We start from the raw sequence: 20219 nt of genomic DNA, 5'->3' as shown, positions 1-20219 counted from the left end.
TAGCTAACGGTTAACCGTTTTGATTGATGACGGCTTCAACGACGCTGGAGGGCGCCTCCTCGTACTTCGCGAACTCCATAGAGTAGCTCGCACGGCCCTGGGTCTGAGAGCGCAGATCGGTTGCGTAACCGAACATCTCACCCAGTGGCACCGTTGCACGAATGATTTTACCAGAAGATGAATCATCCATGCCCTGCACCAAGCCGCGACGACGGTTCAGGTCGCCCATGACGTCACCCATAAAGTCTTCGGGGGTCACGACTTCGACCTTCATCACCGGCTCCAGCAGCACGGCCTTGGCCTTCCTGGCACCTTCTTTGATTGCCATGGAAGAAGCAATCTTGAACGCAGTCTCGTTAGAGTCCACGTCGTGGAAAGAGCCGTCGAACAGCGTTACCTTGACGTCGATCATCGGGTAGCCCGCGATGACACCATTTTTCAGCTGCTCATAGGCGCCTTTCTCGACCGCGGGAACGTATTCCTTCGGAACCGTACCACCCACGATCTCAGAGTTGAACTTGAAGAACAGCTCTTCTTCGCCTTCACCCTTTTCTTCAGCGGTCAGCGGCTCGATACGCAGCCAAACGTGACCGTACTGACCACGACCACCGGACTGACGAACGAACTTGCCTTCCTGCTCGACGCTGCCACGAATGGTTTCGCGATACGCTACCTGCGGCTTACCGATATTGGCTTCTACCTTGAACTCGCGACGCATACGGTCAACGATGATGTCCAGGTGAAGCTCACCCATACCAGAGATGATGGTCTGGCCGGTTTCTTCATCGGTCTTGACCTGGAAGGAAGGATCTTCCTGGGCCAGCTTGCCCAGTGCGACGCCCATCTTTTCCTGGTCAGGCTTGGATTTCGGCTCGACGGCTACCGAGATAACCGGATCCGGGAATTCCATGCGCTCGAGAACGATCTTGTTATCGATGTCGCAAAGGGTATCACCCGTCGTCACGTCTTTCAGGCCGATACAGGCCGCGATATCGCCGGCGAGTACTTCCTTGATCTCTTCACGGGAGTTGGCATGCATCTGAACGATACGACCAACGCGCTCTTTCTTCTGCTTGACGGAGTTGTATACACCGTCGCCAGACTTCAGAACGCCCGAGTAGACGCGAATAAAGGTCAGAGTACCAACGAAGGGGTCGGTCGCGATCTTGAATGCCAGCGCGGCAAACGGCGCACTGTCATCGGCTTCACGCGTATCGACGGTGCCGTCCTTGTCGTCCAGCTCACCTTCGATGGCCTTGACTTCGGTCGGTGACGGCATGTATTCGATGACGCCATCAAGAACCGCCTGAACACCCTTGTTCTTGAACGCAGAACCACAGGTAACCAGAACGATTTCGTTAGCCAGCGTACGTGTACGCAGACCCGACTTGATTTCAGCGACGGTCAACTCACCTTCTTCAAGGTACTTGTCCATCAGCTCTTCAGAAGCCTCAGCAGCCGCCTCGACCATCTGCTCGCGATACATTTCGGCAGTTTCTTGCAGCTCGGACGGAATGTCGACGAGCTCGAAGTTCATGCCCAGGCTCTCCTCATCCCACAGGATTGCCTTCATCTCGATCAGATCGATGACGCCTTTGAAGTCTTCTTCCGTGCCCCAGTTGATCTGGATCGGCACGGCGTTCGCACCCAGACGCTCTTTCAGCTGGTCGACGACCATGAAGAAATCAGCGCCGGTACGGTCCATCTTGTTGACGAAGACCATACGCGGTACTTCGTACTTGTTGGCCTGACGCCATACGGTTTCGGTCTGCGGCTGAACGCCGGAAGATCCGCACAGTACGACGACCGCGCCATCAAGTACACGCAGGGAACGCTCGACTTCGATGGTGAAGTCAACGTGCCCGGGGGTGTCGATGATATTGATGCGGTGCTCGTCGAACTGCTTGGCCATGCCCTGCCAGAAACAGGTGGTCGCAGCCGAGGTGATAGTGATACCACGCTCCTGCTCCTGCTCCATCCAGTCCATGGTCGCCGCACCGTCATGCACCTCGCCCACCTTGTGGGAAAGGCCGGTGTAGAACAGTACACGCTCGGTCGTCGTGGTTTTACCCGCGTCGACGTGCGCTACGATACCAATGTTGCGATAACGCTTAAGTGGTGTCTTGCGTGCCACGGTGAAACTCCCGTTAGTTGGCGATGCTCGTTAATTTAGCAAGCGGTGAAAGTGAGCCTTACGCCACCGCCGCCATCACGGCATGATAGCGGCGGGGTGTTGCAACAAAGCGACTCGACCTACCACTTTCAACGACGCCGTGCTGAAACAACGTGCATATATAAACGCGAACCTTGCAGACGCTACCTTTGCAGACGTCGTGCTTGGAAGCGACGCACTTGGAAACGACGCCTTTAGAAACGATAGTGCGAGAAGGCCTTGTTGGCTTCGGCCATGCGATGCACGTCTTCGCGCTTCTTGACGGCAGAGCCCTTGCCTTCAGCGGCATCCAGCATTTCACCTGCCAAACGCTGAACCATCGTTTTCTCACCGCGACGACGCGCCGCGTCTACCAGCCAGCGCATAGCGAGCGCTTGACGGCGAGACGGACGAACCTCAACCGGCACCTGATAGGTCGCACCACCTACGCGGCGCGATTTCACTTCGACCATCGGCTGGATGGTTTCCAGCGCCTTGTCGAAGATCTCCAGCGGCTCTTCTTTACTACGCTCGGCAACCTTGTCCAACGCACCGTATACGATGCGCTCAGCTATGGACTTCTTGCCGCTGACCATCAGGTGGTTCATGAACTTCGCCAGACGCTCACTTCCGAACTTGGGATCCGGCAGGATTTCGCGTTTAGCTACAACTCTTCTTCTAGGCATGATAAGCCCTCAATCAAGGATCCTTCAGGTAAACCCGGAACTCACGCTAGGCGTCTGGCGCCACGCGCCGCCCGACCTTACTCTTATCAGACCATCATATGTTCGTGTTAAAGGTAGCAGGCGGCACAACACCGCCTCAAGGAGCGCTAATGCCCCGACCTTAAGACTTAGGCTTCTTGGTACCGTACTTGGAACGACCCTGCTTACGGTTCTGTACGCCAGAGGTGTCAAGGGCGCCACGAACGGTGTGATAACGCACACCGGGCAAATCCTTTACACGACCGCCGCGAATCAGAACGACAGAGTGCTCCTGCAGGTTGTGACCTTCACCACCGATGTAAGAAGACACTTCGAAACCGTTGGTCAGGCGCACACGGCAAACCTTACGCAGGGCCGAGTTCGGCTTCTTGGGGGTAGTGGTGTATACGCGCGTACATACGCCGCGTTTTTGCGGACAAGCTTGCAGCGCAGGCACGTCACTCTTGGTGACGGGGCGCTTGCGCGGCTTGCGCACTAGCTGATTAATCGTTGCCATGGTGTTTAGCTGACTCCAATGGTTGCCTGGCCTTTCAACAATACGGGCAGCGGATGCAGGCGCACCCACCCCACTGTTAAAGGCTGCGCATTCTAAAGGCTGACCCCAGGCGACGTCAAGTCCTGCCGGCGGTTTAACCGGCAAGCCCTTGACGCCTCCAGGGCCAAATACAGAGTTACTACTCAGTTTTAGAGCTCGTCGTCAGTATCGAGTGCTGTCAACTGTGCTCCAAGCTCCTGCTCTACCTCGGTGGCCGAGGGGTTGAACAGACGCTCCACGTCTTCGCGCTTGCGACGACGTTCGGCGTGGTGAGTCAGACCGGTACCTGCCGGAATCAGACGTCCAACCACCACGTTTTCTTTCAGGCCGCGCAGGTAATCACGCTTGCCTGTCACGGCCGCCTCGGTCAGTACGCGGGTCGTTTCCTGGAACGAGGCCGCGGAGATGAACGACTCGGTCGCGAGGCTCGCCTTGGTAATACCCAGCAGCAGACGTTGATACTTGGCCGGGAACTTGCCCTCTTTTTCAAGGCGCTCGTTCTGTTCCAGCACGCGTACCAGTTCCGCCTGATCGCCGGTGATGAAGTCGGAATCACCCGAATCGGTGATCTCGACCTTGCGCAGCATCTGACGCACGATCACTTCGATGTGCTTGTCGTTGATGCCAACGCCCTGCAGACGGTAAACGTCCTGGACCTCGGCGGTGATGTACTTGGCCAGCTCCGCCACGCCCAGCAGGCGCAGAATGTCGTGCGGGTTGCTCGGGCCATCGGAGATGACCTCGCCCTTCTCGACGGTTTCGCCTTCGAACACGGCGATCTGGCGCCATTTCGGAATCAGCGCCTCGAAGGGGTCGCCAGATTCCGGAGTAATCGTCAGGCGACGCTTGCCCTTGGTCTCTTTACCAAAGCTCACCACGCCGCTGATTTCAGCAAGAATGGAGGACTCTTTCGGCTTGCGCGCTTCGAACAGGTCGGCAACGCGCGGCAGACCACCGGTGATATCCTTGTTGCCCGAGGCCTCGACCGGGATACGGGCAACCACTTCACCCACCCCGATCGTCGAGCCGTCATCGACCGAGATGATCGAGTTACCCGGCAGCAGGTACTGTACCGGCGTGTTCGAGCCGGACACGGACACGTACTCGCCAGCGGCGTCCTGCAGCATGACCATCGGACGCTTGTCGCGACCAGCCATCGGGCGTGCCGCGGATTCGATCACCTCGATGGAGGAGAGACCAGTCATCTCGTCGACGCTGCGGTGCATGGTGACACCTTCGTCGAGATCGATGAACTGCGCCTTACCTTCCACTTCGGCAATGATCGGATGGGTGTGCGGGTCCCACTTGGCCACGACAGCACCGGCATCGACCACGTCACCATCGCGTACGGAGAGTTCAGCACCGTAGGGCAGCTTGTAGTACTCACGCTCACGACCGTGATCGTCGGCAACGGCCAGGGCGCTGGAGCGCGACACCACGACCAGCTTGCCGTCGGCACGCTCGACGTGCTTGATGTTGTGCAGACGAACCTTGCCGCCATGCTTGACCTGTACGCTATCGACTGCCGATGAACGCGATGCCGCACCACCGATGTGGAAGGTACGCATGGTCAGCTGGGTACCCGGCTCACCGATGGACTGCGCGGCGATGACGCCGACGGATTCACCGATGTTGACCTGGTGTCCGCGGGCCAGATCGCGCCCGTAACAGGCCGAGCAGACGCCGTGGGGCGTATCACAGGTGATGGTCGAGCGAACGACGATCTCATCCACGCCCATGGTGTCGAGATCGGCGCACCACTTCTCGTCGAGCAGCGTATTGCGCGGAATCAACACTTCCTCGGTACCCGGATCCACGACATCCTGAGCAACCACGCGACCCAGTACGCGCTGAGACAGAGGTACGATGATGTCGCCACCCTCGATGATCGGATGCAGCGTCAGGCCGTTTTCGGTACCACAGTCAACCTCGGTGATCACCAGATCCTGAGCCACGTCGACCAGGCGGCGGGTCAGGTAACCGGAGTTGGCCGTTTTCAGAGCCGTATCTGCCAGACCTTTACGCGCACCGTGGGTCGAGATGAAGTACTGAAGTACGTTCAGACCTTCACGGAAGTTGGCCACGATCGGCGTCTCGATGATCGAGCCGTCGGGCTTGGCCATCAGGCCACGCATACCGGCGAGCTGACGAATCTGAGCTGCAGAACCCCGCGCCCCGGAGTCGGCCATGATGAAGACGCTGTTGAACGAATCCTGCTCGACTTCGTTGCCGTCGCGATCGACCACGGTCTCTTTCGAGATACCGACCATCATCGCCTTGGCCACCTTGTCGTTGGCCTTGGACCAGATATCGATAACCTTGTTGTACTTCTCGCCGGCGGTCACGAGACCCGAGGAGAACTGGTCCTCGATCTCCTTGACCTCGGCTTCCGCCGCGTCGACGATCTCGGTCTTGGCTTCCGGGATGACGAAGTCGTTGACGCCGATGGAGGCGCCGGACCAAGTGGCCAGACGGAAACCGGTGTACATCAGCTGGTCGGCGAAGATGACCGTCGGCTTGAGGCCGGAGCGGCGATACACTTCGTTGATCAGACCGGAAATCGCCTTTTTCTTCATCGGCTGATCGATCAGTTCGAACGGCACGCCTTCCGGCAGAATGCGGAACAGCAGCGCACGGCCCACCGTGGTTTCGTACAGGCGACGGTGGTGTGACTTCTCGCCGGTCTCCTCGTCGATCTCGACCTCGTCCAGGCGCACCTTGACGCGGGCGTGCAGCGATACCGACTGGGTACCGAAGGCGCGCTCCACCTCGTTGAGGTCGGAGAACAGCATGCCCTCGCCCTTGGCGTTGATCTTTTCGCGGGTCATGTAGTAAAGACCCAGAACAACGTCCTGAGACGGCACGATGATCGGCTCGCCGTTGGCCGGCGACAGCACGTTGTTGGTCGCCATCATCAGCGCACGGGCTTCGAGCTGGGCTTCCAGGGTCAGCGGTACGTGTACCGCCATCTGGTCACCGTCGAAGTCGGCGTTGTAGGCGGCACACACCAGCGGGTGCAGCTGGATCGCCTTGCCTTCGATCAAAAGCGGCTCGAACGCCTGGATACCCAGACGGTGCAGCGTCGGCGCGCGGTTCAGAAGTACCGGGTGTTCGCGAATGACGTCGGCCAGGATGTCCCACACTTCCGGCAGTTCGCGTTCGACCATCTTCTTCGCGGCCTTGATCGTGGACGCATGGCCCAGCGACTGGAGCTTGGAGTAGATGAACGGCTTGAACAGCTCGAGCGCCATCTTCTTCGGCAGACCACACTGATGCAGGCGCAGGGTCGGGCCCACGGTAATGACCGAACGACCCGAGTAATCCACACGCTTACCCAGAAGGTTCTGACGGAAACGACCCTGCTTACCCTTGATCATGTCGGCGAGCGACTTCAGCGGGCGCTTGTTGGAGCCCGTGATCGCGCGGCCACGACGACCGTTGTCCAGCAGCGCATCGACCGCTTCCTGAAGCATGCGCTTCTCGTTGCGCACGATGATGTCCGGCGCGTTCAGGTCGAGAAGACGCTTCAGACGGTTGTTACGGTTGATCACACGACGGTAAAGGTCGTTGAGATCCGAGGTCGCGAAGCGGCCACCGTCCAGCGGTACCAGCGGACGCAGATCCGGCGGCAGCACGGGCAGCACTTCCATGACCATCCACGCCGGCGCGTTGCCGGAGTGGTAGAACGCTTCCAGAAGCTTCAAACGCTTGGAAAGCTTCTTGATCTTGGTTTCGGAGTTGGTCTGCGGAATCTCTTCACGCAGCGTGTTGATCTCTTCTTCCAGATCGATGTCCTTCAGAAGCTCCTGCACGGCCTCGGCGCCCATGCGGGCATCGAAGTCGTCGCCGAACTCTTCAAGCGCCTCGAAGTACTGCTCGTCGTTCAGAAGCTGACCACGCTCGAGCGTGGTCATGCCCGGATCGATGACGACGAAGCTCTCGAAGTAGAGTACACGCTCAATATCACGCAGGGTCATGTCGAGGAACATGCCGATACGCGACGGCAAGGACTTCAGAAACCAGATGTGGGCAACCGGTGACGCCAGCTCGATATGGCCCATGCGCTCACGGCGCACGGCGGCCTTGGTGACTTCGACGCCACATTTTTCACAAATGATGCCGCGGTGCTTCATGCGCTTGTACTTGCCGCACAGGCACTCGTAATCCTTGACCGGACCAAAGATCTTGGCACAGAACAGACCATCGCGTTCCGGCTTGAAGGTACGGTAGTTGATGGTCTCGGGCTTTTTCACCTCGCCAAACGACCAGGAGCGAATCATGTCCGGCGACGCCAGAGTAATCTTGATCGCGTCAAACTCTTCGGACTGAGATTGCGATTTGAGTACTTTCACCAAATCTTTCATTGGACGGCTCCTAGCTCTCTAACTCGATATCGATGCCCAGCGAGCGGATTTCCTTCACGAGTACGTTGAAGGATTCCGGCATGCCTGCCTGCATGGTGTGGTCGCCATCCACGATGTTCTTGTACATCTTGGTGCGGCCTTCGACGTCGTCCGATTTGACGGTGAGCATCTCCTGCAGGGTGTACGCTGCGCCATAGGCTTCCAGCGCCCACACTTCCATCTCACCAAAGCGCTGACCACCGAACTGTGCCTTACCACCCAGGGGCTGCTGGGTAACCAGCGAGTAAGAACCGGTAGAGCGCGCGTGCATCTTGTCGTCTACCAGGTGGTTCAGCTTCAGCATGTACATGTAGCCAACGGTTACCGGACGGTCAAACGCGTCGCCGGTACGGCCGTCGTACAGTGCCATCTGGCCCGACTCGGGAATGTCCGCCAGCTTCAGCAGGTGCTTGATCTCGTGCTCCTTGGCACCATCGAACACCGGCGTTGCCATGGGCACACCGCCTTTGAGGTTCTTGGCCAGTGCGATGACCTCTTCGTCACTGAGCGAGTCCAGGTCTTCAGCGCGGGCGCCGGGGGTGTTGTACACCTGCCCCAGGAAGTCGCGAATCTCGGCAACCTGCTGGCCGCGCGCATCACGCAGCATGGCGTCGATCTTGACACCCAGGCCGCGTGCCGCCATACCCAGGTGGGTTTCGAGGATCTGACCGACGTTCATGCGCGACGGTACACCCAGCGGGTTCAAGACCACATCGACCGGCTCGCCCTTCTCGTCGAACGGCATGTCCTCGATCGGCATGATCGCGGAGATGACACCCTTGTTACCGTGACGACCGGCCATCTTGTCGCCGGGCTGGATGCGACGCTTGACCGCCATGTAGACCTTGACGATTTTCAGCACGCCCGGCGCGAGATCGTCGCCCTGGGTCAGCTTGCGCTTCTTGTCTTCGAAACGCTCGTCCATTTCCTTACGACGGTTCTCGAGCTGCTCGTCCGCCTGGGCCAGCAGTTCGTTGTAGGACTCGTCCTGCATGCGCAGCTTGAACCACTGCTGACGCGGAAGCTCGTCGAGGTACTCTTCGTCGAGCACATCGCCTTTCTTGAGCTTCGGACCACCGTTGACGGCCTGACCTTCCAGGGTACGCTTGAGGCGCTCGAAGGTCGCGTCTTCGGCGATACGGTAGGTCTCCTGCAGGTCCTTGCGCACTTCATCGAGCTGCATCTGCTCGATGGAAAGCGCACGGGAGTCTTTCTCGACGCCGTCACGGGTGAAGACCTGAACGTCGATGACGGTACCCTTCATGCCGGTGGGGGCACGCAGGGAGGTGTCTTTGACGTCTGATGCCTTCTCACCGAAGATCGCGCGCAGCAGCTTCTCTTCCGGCGTCAGCTGGGTTTCGCCCTTCGGCGTTACCTTGCCGACCAGAATGTCGCCGGGGCCAACTTCGGCACCGATGTAGACGACACCCGCCTCGTCCAGCTTGCCCAGTGCGGACTCACCGACGTTCGGAATGTCCGAAGTGATCTCTTCCGGCCCCAACTTGGTGTCGCGAGACACACAGGTCAGCTCCTGGATGTGGATCGTGGTGAAACGGTCTTCCTGGACCACCCGCTCGGAGAGCAGGATGGAGTCCTCGAAGTTGTAGCCGTTCCAGGGCATGAACGCGATGCGCATGTTCTGGCCAAGGGCCAGATCGCCCATGTCGACGGACGGGCCGTCGGCGAGAATGTCGCCCCGCGCCACGTTGTCACCCGGACGCACGATGGGGCGCTGGTTCATGCAGGTGTTCTGGTTCGAACGGGTGTACTTGGTCAGGTTGTAGATGTCGACCCCGGCTTCACCGCCGATGATCTCGTCTTCGTTGACCCGTACCACCACGCGACGCGCATCGACGGAGTCGATCACGCCGCCACGACGCGCCACGGCACAGACGCCGGAGTCACGCGCAACGAAACGCTCCATGCCGGTACCCACGAGCGGCTTGTCGGCACGCAGCGTCGGCACGGCCTGACGCTGCATGTTCGCACCCATCAGGGCGCGGTTGGCGTCATCGTGTTCGAGGAACGGAATCAGCGCCGCGGCCACCGAGACGACCTGACGCGGAGACACGTCCATCAGCGTCACTTGCTCAGGACGCATGAAGGTAGTCTCACCACGGTGACGCACCTGCACCAGGTCATCACTGAGCTTGTTGGACTCGTCTACCGCCGCCGATGCCTGGGCGATAACGAAGTCGCCCTCTTCGATCGCGGACAGGTGAACGATATCGTCAGTCACCTGACCCGCGTTCACCTTGCGGTACGGCGTCTCGAGGAAGCCGTAGCTGTTGGTGTGACTATAGGTCGCCAGCGAGTTGATCAGACCGATGTTCGGGCCTTCCGGCGTTTCGATCGGACACAGGCGGCCGTAGTGCGTGGCGTGTACGTCACGTACTTCGAAGCCGGCACGCTCACGGGTCAGACCACCCGGGCCGAGTGCCGAGACACGACGCTTGTGGGTAACTTCCGACAGCGGGTTGTTCTGGTCCATGAACTGTGAAAGCTGACTGGAACCGAAGAACTCCTTCACCGCCGCCGCGACCGGCTTGGCGTTGATCAGATCCTGCGGCATCAGGCCTTCGCTTTCCGCCATGGACAGACGCTCTTTCACCGCACGCTCGACGCGCACCAGGCCTACACGGAACTGGTTCTCGGCCATTTCGCCAACGCAGCGGATGCGGCGGTTGCCCAGGTGATCGATATCGTCAACGTCACCAAAGCCGTTGCGGATATTGATCAGCTCGCGCAGCACATCCAGGATGTCCTTGCGATCGAGCACGCCGGAGCCGGTGTCGGAATCGCGACGCAGGCGGCGATTGAACTTCATGCGGCCCACACCGGAGAGATCGTAACGATCTTCGGTGAAGAACAGATTATGGAACAGCGTTTCTGCCGCTTCCTTGGTGGGCGGCTCGCCAGGACGCATCATGCGGTAGATTTCAACGAGCGCCTCGAGCTGCGAACCGGTGGTATCGAGCTTCAGGGTGTCGGAAATGAACGAACCGCAATCCAGGTCATTGGTGTAGAGCGTCTCGATCAGGGTAATACCGCCCTGAGCCATGCGCTCCAGCACTTCCGGCGTGATTTCGGTGTTGCACGGGCAGATCAGCTCGCCGGTCTTGGTATCGACCTGATCCTTGGCCAGCGTCTTGCCGAACAGGTACTCCATCGGGACTTCCAGGCGCTCAAGGCCGGCTTTTTCAAGCTGGCGGATGTGCTTCTGGGTAATCCGACGGCCTTCCTCGACAATGATCTCGCCGTCGCCGCCCTTGATGTCGAAGGTAGCGGTTTCGCCGCGCAGGCGCGAGGGCACCAGCTCCACGGAGAAGCCGGACTTCTCGATGTGGAACACGCTGGTGTCGAAGAACTCGTCGAGAATCTCTTCAGCGCTCATGCCGAGCGCGCGCATCAGTACCGAAGCCGGCAGCTTGCGGCGACGGTCGATACGCACGAACACGTTGTCTTTCGGGTCGAACTCGAAGTCGAGCCAGGAACCACGGTAAGGAATCACGCGCGCCGAGTAGAGCAGCTTGCCTGATGAGTGGCTCTTGCCTTTATCGTGATCGAAGAACACACCGGGCGAGCGGTGGAGCTGGGAAACGATAACCCGCTCGGTACCGTTGATGACGAAGGTACCGTTCTCGGTCATCAGGGGGATTTCCCCCATGTAGACTTCTTGTTCCTTGATATCCTTGATTGCCTTGTTCGAGGAATCGCGATCATAGATGATCAAGCGAACCTTGACGCGCAGCGGAGCGGAATAGGTCACGCCGCGCAGCTGACACTCCTTAACATCGAACGCCGGCGTGCCAAAGCGATAGCTGACGTACTCAAGTGCTGCGTTACCGGAGAAGCTCTCGATCGGAAACACGGACTTGAACGCCGCATGCAGGCCAACTTCGTGACGCTCGTCAGGCGAACGATCTTGCTGGAGAAAGTCGTAATAGGAATCAAGCTGGATGGCCAGCAAGTAAGGCACATCCATCACTTGGGGCAGTTTGCCGAAATCCTTGCGGATGCGTTTTTTCTCAGTATATGAGTAAGCCATCTGTATTCCCCAGCTTGTTCACCATGGGTGACCGATGCGTGGTCATCTGCCCCGCGGGCGTGTCAGACGCAGACAGCAAGCTCCTAAATCGGTAGCTCGCCGTCAAAAATCTTGATCGATAACAGTGTTACAACAACGGTATTACTGTGTTCCTGTCACAACCTTATGGTGGCAACAGAAAAAGGCCGGCAGCGGGATATGCCCGCCGCCAGCCGTGGAAGCTTACGCAGCGCGTAAAGCCATCAGCACAAGAATTACTTGAGCTCGACGGTTGCGCCCGCTTCTTCCAGCTTCGCTTTAGCTGCTTCAGCGTCTTCCTTGGACATGCCTTCTTTCAGGGTAGCCGGAGCGCCGTCAACGGCACCCTTGGCTTCTTTCAGGCCAAGGCCAGTGATCTCGCGAACGGCTTTGATGACGTTGACTTTCTTGTCACCAGCAGATGCCAGAACCAGGTCGAATTCAGTCTGCTCTTCTGCAGCGCCGGCGTCGCCACCAGCACCCGGGCCAGCGACAACAGCAGCCGCTGCAGATACGCCGAACTTCTCTTCCATCGCTTCGATCAGCTCGACAACTTCCATTACGGACATGTCGGCTACAGCATTGATGATATCGTCTTTAGACAGTGCCATTTTTCATTCCTAACTTTGCGGGAGTCTCGGTCGGCCGAGAACTCGGGATTCATTGCTCGGTTCAGGCAGCAAGACGATAAAATCGTTCACGCCGCCTGCAAGAAACGCAGCTTAGGCTGCTTCTTGCTTCTGGTCGCGCAGGGCGGCCAGGGTACGAACCAGCTTGCCAGCGGAGGCTTCTTTCATTACCGACATCAACTTGGCAATTGCCTCGTCGTGAGTCGGCAGGGTTGCCAGACGGTCGATGTCAGCAGCCGGAATCAGCTCACCTTCGTAGGCCAGCGCCTTGACTTCGAAGTTCTGCTCGGTCTTGGCGAACTCCTTGAACAAACGAGCGGCAGCGCCCGGATGGTCGGTGGAGAAGGCCAACAGAGTCGGACCAACAAAGCTCTCGTTCAGGCACTCCCACTGAGTGCCCTCGAGGGCGCGGCGAGCCAGCGTGTTGCGAACAACGCGCAGCTCTACACCATTCTCACGAGCCTGCTTGCGCAGATCGGTCATCTTACCGACCGTTACACCGCGAGAATCGGCAACTACGACGGAGAGTGCGCCCTTGGCCGCTTCACTGACCTCGGCAACAATCGCTTTCTTGCCTTCAAGTGCTAGTGGCACAGTGATCACTCCTTCGTGCCGGAACCATTCAAGACTCCGGGGGTTACCATCTCTTTCAGGCCTGCTATAACCGGCGCTGAAAGCCTTGGGGGATGGTGCTCACCAGAAAGCAGTGTCAGCTAAAAGCTTCAACCAACTGGCGGCCACACCATCTGCGCAGGCGCTTTAGGCAATTAAGCCGCGCTGATAGGTAGACATACGGCGCGGCACCTGCGGTCTTTGACGATGCCCTGGCAGGCTAGGCCTGCCAGAGGACCGCAAAGTTCTTGCTCGGTTCTTGCTTGAAACAGGTGACGTTCTGCTTATACAAACGCAGAGTGGTCAATAGTCAAGCCTGGGCCCATGGTAGTGGACAGGGTGACTTTCTTAAAGTAAATACCCTTGGAGGAGCTCGGCTTGAGCTTCTTCAGGTCGGCAACCAGTGCTTCCAGGTTGCCTTGAACGGCGGCCGCATCAAACGTCACTTTACCCAGCGTGGTGTGGATAATGCCGTTCTTGTCAGTACGGAAACGTACCTGGCCCGCCTTGGCGTTCTTGACCGCAGTCGCCACGTCAGGCGTTACGGTACCAACCTTCGGGTTCGGCATCAGGCCGCGCGGACCCAGAATCTGGCCCAGCTGGCCAACAACACGCATCGCGTCTGGAGAGGCGATAACGACGTCGAAGTCCATCTGGCCTTTCTTGACCTGCTCGGCCAGCTCGTCCATACCCACCACGTCAGCGCCGGCTTCTTTAGCCGCATCGGCGTTGGCGCCTTGGGTGAAGACGGCTACGCGCACGTCCTTGCCGGTGCCGTTGGGCATGACGGTCGCGCCACGTACCACTTGGTCGGATTTACGCGGATCAACACCCAGGTTGATGGCGACATCGACAGACTCGGTGAACTTGACGGTAGACAGTTCGGACAGCAGGGCAACCGCTTCTTCCAGCGAGTAGGCCTTGTTGGTGTCTACTTTCTCGCGAATCAGCTTCGCACGCTTGGACAGTTTAGCCATGATCAGAGACCCTCCACGTTAAGGCCCATGCTACGAGCACTGCCTGCGATAGTACGCACGGCGGCGTCGAGATCAGCAGCCGTCAGATCGGGCTCCTTGGTCTTGGCGATCTCTTCGAGCTGCTCGCGAGACACGGTGCCGACCTTCTTCTTGTTCGGCTCACCAGAACCGGACTTGATGCCAGCGGCTTTTTTCAGCAGCACGGCAGCAGGCGGCGTCTTGGTGACGAACGTGAAGCTACGGTCAGAGTAGACAGTGATCACGACAGGCGTCGGCAGACCCGGCTCAATGTCTTGAGTCGCTGCGTTGAACGCCTTACAGAATTCCATGATGTTCACACCGTGCTGACCCAGCGCTGGGCCCACGGGCGGACTTGGATTGGCTTTACCTGCAGCAACCTGCAGCTTGATGTAAGCCTGTACTTTCTTGGCCATGGTGGTTACTCCATTTGGGTACTGACGCCTTGCGGCTCCCCGGGACTAGCGAGACAGCCAACGGCTGCCTCTTGCGAATTTTCGACGCCTTCTTGACCTGCGGGCTACTCTTTCTCGACCTGAGAAAACTCCAGCTCGACAGGTGTTGCACGCCCGAAGATCAGTACGCTGACCTGCAGGCGGCTCTTGTCGTAGTTGACTTCTTCAACTACGCCATTGAAATCTGCAAACGGACCATCGATGACGCGCACCGACTGACCCGGCTCAAACATGGTCTTGGGCCGCGGCTTGTCGGTACCATCCTTCACGCGACGCAGGATAGCGTCAGCTTCACGGGAGGTGATCGGTGCCGGTTTTTCCTTGGTCCCACCAATGAAGCCCATGACGCGCGGGGTTTCATTGACGAGGTGCCATGTTTCGTCGGCCATCTCCATCTCGACCAGCACATAGCCGGGATAGAACTTGCGCTCGCTCTTGCGGCGCTTGCCGTCGCGCATCTCGACGACTTCTTCAGTCGGCACCAGAATCTCGCCGAAGCGATCTTCCATGCCGTGCATCTTCACACGCTCGATGAGCGAACGCATGACATGCTTTTCGAAGCCGGAATAGGCGTGGACGACGTACCAACGTTTGGACATGAAAGCTCCTAACCAATGACGCCGGACATTGCCCAGCCAAGAAGAGTATCAATCAACCACAGCATCAAACCCACCACGAGAACAGCCACCAGAACAATTGCGGTGGTTTGAATCGTTTCGGGACGGGTCGGCCATACGACGCGCTGAATCTCTTTCTTGGCGCTAACGGCCAGCTCCATCAGACTACGCCCCTTGGCAGTGGTAAGTGCGATCAAACCTGCAAGTGCGCACAACACCACCACGCCCAGCACGCGGTAGAGCAGACCAACATCGGTGAAATAGGCATTACCTACGACAGCAACGACAAGCAGCGCTACAACCGCCGCCCACTTGAGCCCGTCATGGCGCGTCTGTTGCACCTCGGCGCCATGTTTTACAGAACTCGGCTTCATAAAAACGAGACTCCTCAGGGTGCAGCGAGCGACTATGGAATTCTTTTAAATACATACCAACCTGGGGAAGGTTGGCAGGCCAGGAGGGAATCGAACCCCCAACCTGCGGTTTTGGAGACCGCTGCTCTGCCAATTGAGCTACTGGCCTGTATCATCTTGCTTGAACATTTAACCTACGCCCAAGCAACAGCGGGCGCCATGGTAGCTGAGAAGTAGCCGCCTGACAACCCTTTTTGCAGATCAAGCGTGCTGCAAGCATCACCTGATCTCAAAGACAAAAAAAGCGAGCCTGGCTCGCTTTTTTCGCAATATGGAGCTCATGGACGGAATTGAACCGTCGACCTCACCCTTACCAAGGGTGTGCTCTACCCCTGAGCTACATGAGCATAAACACATCAACTGGAGCGGGCGGCGGGAATCGAACCCGCACCATCAGCTTGGAAGGCTGAGGTTCTACCATTGAACTACGCCCGCGTAACTGCTGCCAGGATTACAAGCCGCTGCACGCCGAACGATAGACAATGCCCACTACCGGCTCTCACCCTTCAACACCGACAAACATCGCTGCTGTTTCAATCTGGTGGAGAGAGAAGGATTCGAACCTTCGAAGCTTTCGCGGCAGATTTACAGTCTGCTCCCTTTGGCCACTCGGGAATCTCTCCATCTGTGGCGGCACATTATGCCAGCCTCCAAAGCGGTGTCAAGCTAGATATTTACTTAATTTATCGTAGCTTGCGATGCCTGCGCACCGGCGCCTGCCTTGGAACGCGCTGCATTCTGTCAAAGCAGCATGGAGAATGCAAGCGCTGCGCGAATTTTTTCTAGTGATACCGGCTCAGGTACCCGCGGTGCACCGGACATCTTGCCCGCTCGCTCGGCAAAGGTGAGCGGAAAGCTGGCTTCAAGCCCACCATACACCATATCCGGCCACACGGCATGGGGCACCTGCACCCCTCTGGAAACGACGCGTGCATCCCCCCCGGTCAGCAGCATGGGCAGCGAGATACCCTGCTGGTCGCAAACTTCGCTGTAGATACGGTTGATGGCACTGACCGCCGCCATGTAGATGCCATGATTGACAGCATCGACCGTTCGACGGCCAGGCTCCAGCAGCGCATCCGCCTCGCTTTCAGGGTCAATGGCCACGTTACGCGTGCCCAGCTTCAAGCTCTCTTTCATCAGGCGCAGCCCGGGGATGATGAAGCCACCAAGATGGACACCGCCCGGCAGCACGAAATCGATGGTAATAGCGCTGCCGCAATCGACCGCGCAGCACCCTCCGGCCAGCTGGTAGCCGGCAAGCGCCCCCATCCAGCGATCGACTCCCAGGCGCCCCGGCTCGTCGTAGCCATTGACGACACCCAACGCTTCGGGCTGCGAATGGGCTACAAACACCTGACGCACCTGACGGCGCAACAGAGTCACGGTTTCATCCAGCACCGCCGCCCGGGCCACGCTCGAGATACGCACCGCCTCGACCACGTCGAGATCGGGAATATCCGCGCCGGGGCGCCACTCTTCACGCGTCCACACTGCGCCGCGCGAGCGTATCTCGCTACTTTCGGCATCCTTGAGTCGCCACTTCGACAAGGTATTGCCGATATCCAGATCCAGAATCATAAGCGCCTGCGTACGCTGATCTCACCGCCCGCCAAGCGCTGCGAGTGACCGTTTTCAGTAACCCACAGGTTACCGCTTTCATCCACGTCGCCTGCGATCGCATCGCTTGCGCGCTCCCCTTGAATAATACGCACGGGCAATCCGGCATAGGCGTGGCGCGCATTCCATTCGTCACGCCAGGCGGCAAAGCCTGCCTGCTCGAACTCGGCCAGCATGCTCAAGAGCCCGGCGACCATGTCGGCTGCCAGCTGGTTGCGCGAGAGTCCTGCATGTACATCGAACAGGGCGGCCACTGGCTGGTCGATAGCGGCACGCTGGGTTTCGCTCAGCGACAGGTTCATGCCCATGCCGATCACCACTTCACACGGCCCGGCGGCATCGCCGGTCACCTCGATCAGGATACCGGCAAGCTTGCCCAGCTCATTGTCGGCGTCAGCCAGCAGAATGTCGTTGGGCCATTTGAGTCGGGGCGCCGCACCGTGCTGTTCCAGCACCTGGGAGACCACCACGCCCACGGCCAGGCTCAGCCCTTCGAGAACGGTCACGCCGGATTCGAAGCGCCACCCCAGCGACATCATCAGACTCTGCCCCCAGGGGGTAGTCCATACCCGACCGCGCCGACCGCGCCCGGCAGTCTGCAGCTCGACAAGACAGACTTCGCCGTGGCCGGCCGCCTGGTTGAAGCGCTGACGCAGGTACTCGTTGCTGGACGGCAGCTGGTCTTCAACGAACAGCCGTGCCAGCAAATGACGCGCTTGGGCAGGCAGGCGCTCGACGATCCTGGCACCCTCCAGCGGCTCCAGACGCCGGGCCAGCCGGTACCCCCGGCCCTTGACGGCCACCAGTTCCACACCGAGCGCTTCCAATTTCTTTAACTGTTTCCACACGGCTGCCCGGGAAACGCCTAGCGCTTCACCCAATTGCTCACCGGAGTGAACCTCGCCATCGCTCAACAAACGCATCAGGTTACCGATGGTCATGTACTTGCCCCAACTGGGAAAACGCCTATCTTAACGGATGCAGCGCAGAGGCGAAAACTGCCGCCTTCGGGTTATTGACTCGCGCCTTTATTTAAGACAGCGCTGGTAGTCGACTACTCCCAGACCCTATAATGCCGCCCTATTTTTCCAGCAGGATCGCGTCGTGATCGAGAATCTTCGTAACATTGCCATCATCGCCCACGTTGACCACGGCAAAACTACCTTGGTAGACAAGCTGTTAAGTCAATCAGGCACACTAGACCGCAAGGCCGAAGGCCAAGAGCGGATCATGGACTCCAATGACCAGGAGAAGGAACGCGGCATTACCATCCTGGCCAAAAACACGGCCATTCAGTGGCAAGATGGCAATGGTACGGGCTACCACATCAATATCGTCGACACACCTGGGCACGCTGACTTCGGCGGTGAAGTCGAACGCGTCATGTCCATGGTGGACTCGGTGCTGCTGCTGGTCGATGCGGTTGACGGCCCGATGCCGCAAACCCGCTTCGTGACGCAAAAGGCCTTTTCCCAGGGCCTGAAGCCCATCGTCGTGGTCAACAAGATCGACCGCCCCGGCGCGCGGCCTGACTGGGTCATCGACCAGATCTTCGATCTGTTCGACAACCTGGGCGCCACCGACGAGCAGCTCGACTTCCCGATCATCTACTGCTCGGCGCTCAACGGCATTGCCGGCATGGACCCGGACGAGCTTTCCGAGAACATGGACCCGATGTTCCAGGCCATCGTGGATATCGTCGAGCCGCCCAAGGTCGAAGTCGATGGCCCCTTCCAGATGCAGATCTCGGCGCTGGACTACAACAGCTACGTTGGCGTCATCGGCCTGGGTCGTATCAAGCGCGGCTCGGTCAAGCCCAACCAGCAGATCACGGTGGTCACCAAGGAAGGCGCGACCCGCAAAGGCAAGGTCGGCCAGGTGATGACCCACATGGGCCTCGAGCGCGTGCAGACCGACGAAGCCACTGCCGGTGACATCGTCTGCATTACCGGTATCGAGGACCTGGCGATTTCCGATACGCTGTGTGACTCGAGCGCCGTCGAAGCGCTGCCGCCACTCACCGTGGACGAGCCGACCGTTTCCATGACCTTCCAGGTCAACGATTCGCCGTTCGCCGGTAAAGACGGCAAGTTCGTGACCAGCCGCAATATCAAGGATCGCCTGGATCAGGAACTGATCCACAACGTGGCCCTGCGCGTCGAACAAGGCGAAACCCCCGAGAAGTTCAAGGTATCCGGACGCGGTGAGCTTCACCTGTCGGTGCTTATCGAAACCATGCGTCGTGAAGGCTTCGAGCTGGCCGTCGGCCGCCCCGAGGTCATCATCAAAGAGATCGACGGCGTGAAGCAGGAGCCCTACGAAGAAGTCATCATCGACTGTGAAGAGCAGCATCAAGGCTCGATCATGGAAGAGCTTGGCTACCGCAAGGGCGAAATGACCAACATGAACCCGGATGGCAAGGGGCGTGTGCGTCTGGACTTCATCATTCCGGCACGAGGCCTGATCGGCTTCCGCGGCCAGTTTTTGACCCTGACGTCCGGCACCGGCATTCTGACCAGCCGCTTTGACCACTACGGGCCGCTCAAGCCTGACGCGTCCATCGAGCGTCGTAACGGCGTCATGGTGTCCATGGTCGACGGCAAGGCACTGGCCTATGCACTCTACACCCTGCAGGAGCGTGGCAAGCTGATCGTCGACCACGGCACGGAAGTGTACGAAGGCATGCTGATCGGCATCCACAGCCGCGCCAATGACCTGGTCGTCAACCCGACCAAGGGCAAGAAGCTCGACAACATGCGCGCCTCGGGCAACGACGAGAATATCGTGCTGACCCCGCCGGTGAAGTTCACCCTCGAGCAGGCGATCGAATTCCTGGACTCCGATGAGCTGGTGGAAGTGACTCCCAACTTCATCCGTCTGCGTAAAAAGCTCTTGAAAGAGAACGAGCGCAAGCGCGCCGGCAAGAAATAAGCGCACGCAATAGCCCGAGCGCTTGACAACGCCCCTTGAAGCCTTCGGCTCAAGGGGCGTTTTGCG

General features: G+C 58.9%; 14 protein-coding genes and 4 tRNA genes. 1 reads left to right on the top strand and 17 read right to left on the bottom strand.

The window, feature by feature from the left end:
* Positions 1 to 10 precede the first annotated feature (10 nt).
* From fusA to HW452_RS13880, 17 genes are all read right to left on the bottom strand, one after another.
* Entirely contained in the window at positions 11 to 2134 is a 2124-nt protein-coding gene (fusA, locus tag HW452_RS13960; RefSeq protein WP_224106721.1) for an elongation factor G, read from the bottom strand.
* Between the two features lie 233 nt (positions 2135 to 2367).
* Positions 2368 to 2838, bottom strand: a complete 471-nt coding sequence (gene rpsG / locus HW452_RS13955) for a 30S ribosomal protein S7 (protein WP_106374971.1) — start codon at positions 2836 to 2838, stop codon at positions 2368 to 2370.
* 160 nt (positions 2839 to 2998) lie between these two features.
* A complete protein-coding gene (rpsL, locus tag HW452_RS13950) occupies positions 2999 to 3373 on the bottom strand; it encodes a 30S ribosomal protein S12 (protein ID WP_106374972.1) in 375 nt (124 codons plus the stop codon).
* 188 nt (positions 3374 to 3561) lie between these two features.
* The gene (gene rpoC, locus HW452_RS13945; RefSeq protein WP_224106720.1) at positions 3562 to 7776 is read right to left on the bottom strand and encodes a DNA-directed RNA polymerase subunit beta'; all 4215 of its coding nucleotides are present in this window, start codon (positions 7774 to 7776) and stop codon (positions 3562 to 3564) included.
* 10 nt (positions 7777 to 7786) lie between these two features.
* Positions 7787 to 11863 carry a DNA-directed RNA polymerase subunit beta gene (gene rpoB / locus HW452_RS13940; RefSeq protein WP_224106719.1) on the bottom strand — a complete coding sequence of 1359 codons (4077 nt, stop codon included), beginning with the start codon at positions 11861 to 11863 and terminating at the stop codon, positions 7787 to 7789.
* Between the two features lie 254 nt (positions 11864 to 12117).
* Positions 12118 to 12492, bottom strand: a complete 375-nt coding sequence (gene rplL, locus HW452_RS13935; RefSeq protein WP_224106718.1) for a 50S ribosomal protein L7/L12 — start codon at positions 12490 to 12492, stop codon at positions 12118 to 12120.
* A gap of 111 nt (positions 12493 to 12603) precedes the next feature.
* A complete protein-coding gene (gene rplJ, locus HW452_RS13930) occupies positions 12604 to 13104 on the bottom strand; it encodes a 50S ribosomal protein L10 (RefSeq protein WP_224106717.1) in 501 nt (166 codons plus the stop codon).
* A 302-nt stretch (positions 13105 to 13406) separates the two neighbouring features.
* On the bottom strand, positions 13407 to 14099 hold the full coding sequence (rplA, locus tag HW452_RS13925) for a 50S ribosomal protein L1 (RefSeq protein ID WP_224106716.1): 693 nt from the start codon (positions 14097 to 14099) through the stop codon (positions 13407 to 13409).
* Between the two features lie 2 nt (positions 14100 to 14101).
* The gene (rplK, locus tag HW452_RS13920; protein ID WP_224106715.1) at positions 14102 to 14533 is read right to left on the bottom strand and encodes a 50S ribosomal protein L11; all 432 of its coding nucleotides are present in this window, start codon (positions 14531 to 14533) and stop codon (positions 14102 to 14104) included.
* A gap of 104 nt (positions 14534 to 14637) precedes the next feature.
* Positions 14638 to 15171, bottom strand: coding sequence for a transcription termination/antitermination protein NusG (gene nusG, locus HW452_RS13915; RefSeq protein WP_126949739.1), 534 nt, complete (start codon positions 15169 to 15171; stop codon positions 14638 to 14640).
* Positions 15172 to 15179: 8 nt separating this feature from the next.
* Positions 15180 to 15563 (bottom strand): preprotein translocase subunit SecE, encoded by a 384-nt coding sequence (secE, locus tag HW452_RS13910; RefSeq protein WP_224106714.1) that lies wholly within the window; start codon positions 15561 to 15563, stop codon positions 15180 to 15182.
* Positions 15564 to 15635: 72 nt separating this feature from the next.
* A tRNA-Trp gene (locus HW452_RS13905) sits at positions 15636 to 15711 on the bottom strand.
* Positions 15712 to 15874: 163 nt separating this feature from the next.
* Positions 15875 to 15949 (bottom strand) — tRNA-Thr (locus HW452_RS13900).
* 14 nt (positions 15950 to 15963) lie between these two features.
* A tRNA-Gly gene (locus HW452_RS13895) sits at positions 15964 to 16037 on the bottom strand.
* Between the two features lie 104 nt (positions 16038 to 16141).
* Positions 16142 to 16225: transfer RNA gene (locus HW452_RS13890), tRNA-Tyr, on the bottom strand.
* Between the two features lie 118 nt (positions 16226 to 16343).
* A complete protein-coding gene (locus HW452_RS13885; protein WP_224106713.1) occupies positions 16344 to 17183 on the bottom strand; it encodes a type III pantothenate kinase in 840 nt (279 codons plus the stop codon).
* On the bottom strand, positions 17180 to 18163 hold the full coding sequence (locus tag HW452_RS13880) for a biotin--[acetyl-CoA-carboxylase] ligase (protein WP_224106712.1): 984 nt from the start codon (positions 18161 to 18163) through the stop codon (positions 17180 to 17182). The genes HW452_RS13885 and HW452_RS13880 overlap by 4 nt, the downstream gene beginning before the upstream one ends.
* Positions 18164 to 18326: 163 nt before the next feature.
* On the opposite strand from HW452_RS13880, the gene typA reads away from it, so the two are divergent.
* Positions 18327 to 20153, top strand: coding sequence for a translational GTPase TypA (gene typA, locus HW452_RS13875; RefSeq protein ID WP_224106711.1), 1827 nt, complete (start codon positions 18327 to 18329; stop codon positions 20151 to 20153).
* The last annotated feature ends 66 nt before the right edge of the window (positions 20154 to 20219 follow it).

The sequence above is a fragment of the Vreelandella aquamarina genome (assembly GCF_020075495.1).
Taxonomy (GTDB): domain Bacteria; phylum Pseudomonadota; class Gammaproteobacteria; order Pseudomonadales; family Halomonadaceae; genus Vreelandella; species Vreelandella aquamarina_A.
The sequence above is the reverse complement of the archived record's forward strand: the minus strand, read 5'-3'. Positions and strand labels throughout refer to the sequence as shown.

What these genes read in the sequence shown, in the direction of transcription:
- secE (WP_224106714.1), bottom strand. Translation starts at nt 15,563, where the DNA reads ATGAAGCCGAGTTCTGTAAAACATGGCGCCGAGGTGCAACAGACGCGC.
- rpoB (WP_224106719.1), bottom strand. Translation starts at nt 11,863, where the DNA reads ATGGCTTACTCATATACTGAGAAAAAACGCATCCGCAAGGATTTCGGC.
- HW452_RS13880 (WP_224106712.1), bottom strand. Translation starts at nt 18,163, where the DNA reads ATGACCATCGGTAACCTGATGCGTTTGTTGAGCGATGGCGAGGTTCAC.
- rpsL (WP_106374972.1), bottom strand. Translation starts at nt 3,373, where the DNA reads ATGGCAACGATTAATCAGCTAGTGCGCAAGCCGCGCAAGCGCCCCGTC.
- rpsG (WP_106374971.1), bottom strand. Translation starts at nt 2,838, where the DNA reads ATGCCTAGAAGAAGAGTTGTAGCTAAACGCGAAATCCTGCCGGATCCC.
- nusG (WP_126949739.1), bottom strand. Translation starts at nt 15,171, where the DNA reads ATGTCCAAACGTTGGTACGTCGTCCACGCCTATTCCGGCTTCGAAAAG.
- rplA (WP_224106716.1), bottom strand. Translation starts at nt 14,099, where the DNA reads ATGGCTAAACTGTCCAAGCGTGCGAAGCTGATTCGCGAGAAAGTAGAC.
- rpoC (WP_224106720.1), bottom strand. Translation starts at nt 7,776, where the DNA reads ATGAAAGATTTGGTGAAAGTACTCAAATCGCAATCTCAGTCCGAAGAG.
- HW452_RS13885 (WP_224106713.1), bottom strand. Translation starts at nt 17,183, where the DNA reads ATGATTCTGGATCTGGATATCGGCAATACCTTGTCGAAGTGGCGACTC.
- rplL (WP_224106718.1), bottom strand. Translation starts at nt 12,492, where the DNA reads ATGGCACTGTCTAAAGACGATATCATCAATGCTGTAGCCGACATGTCC.
- rplK (WP_224106715.1), bottom strand. Translation starts at nt 14,533, where the DNA reads ATGGCCAAGAAAGTACAGGCTTACATCAAGCTGCAGGTTGCTGCAGGT.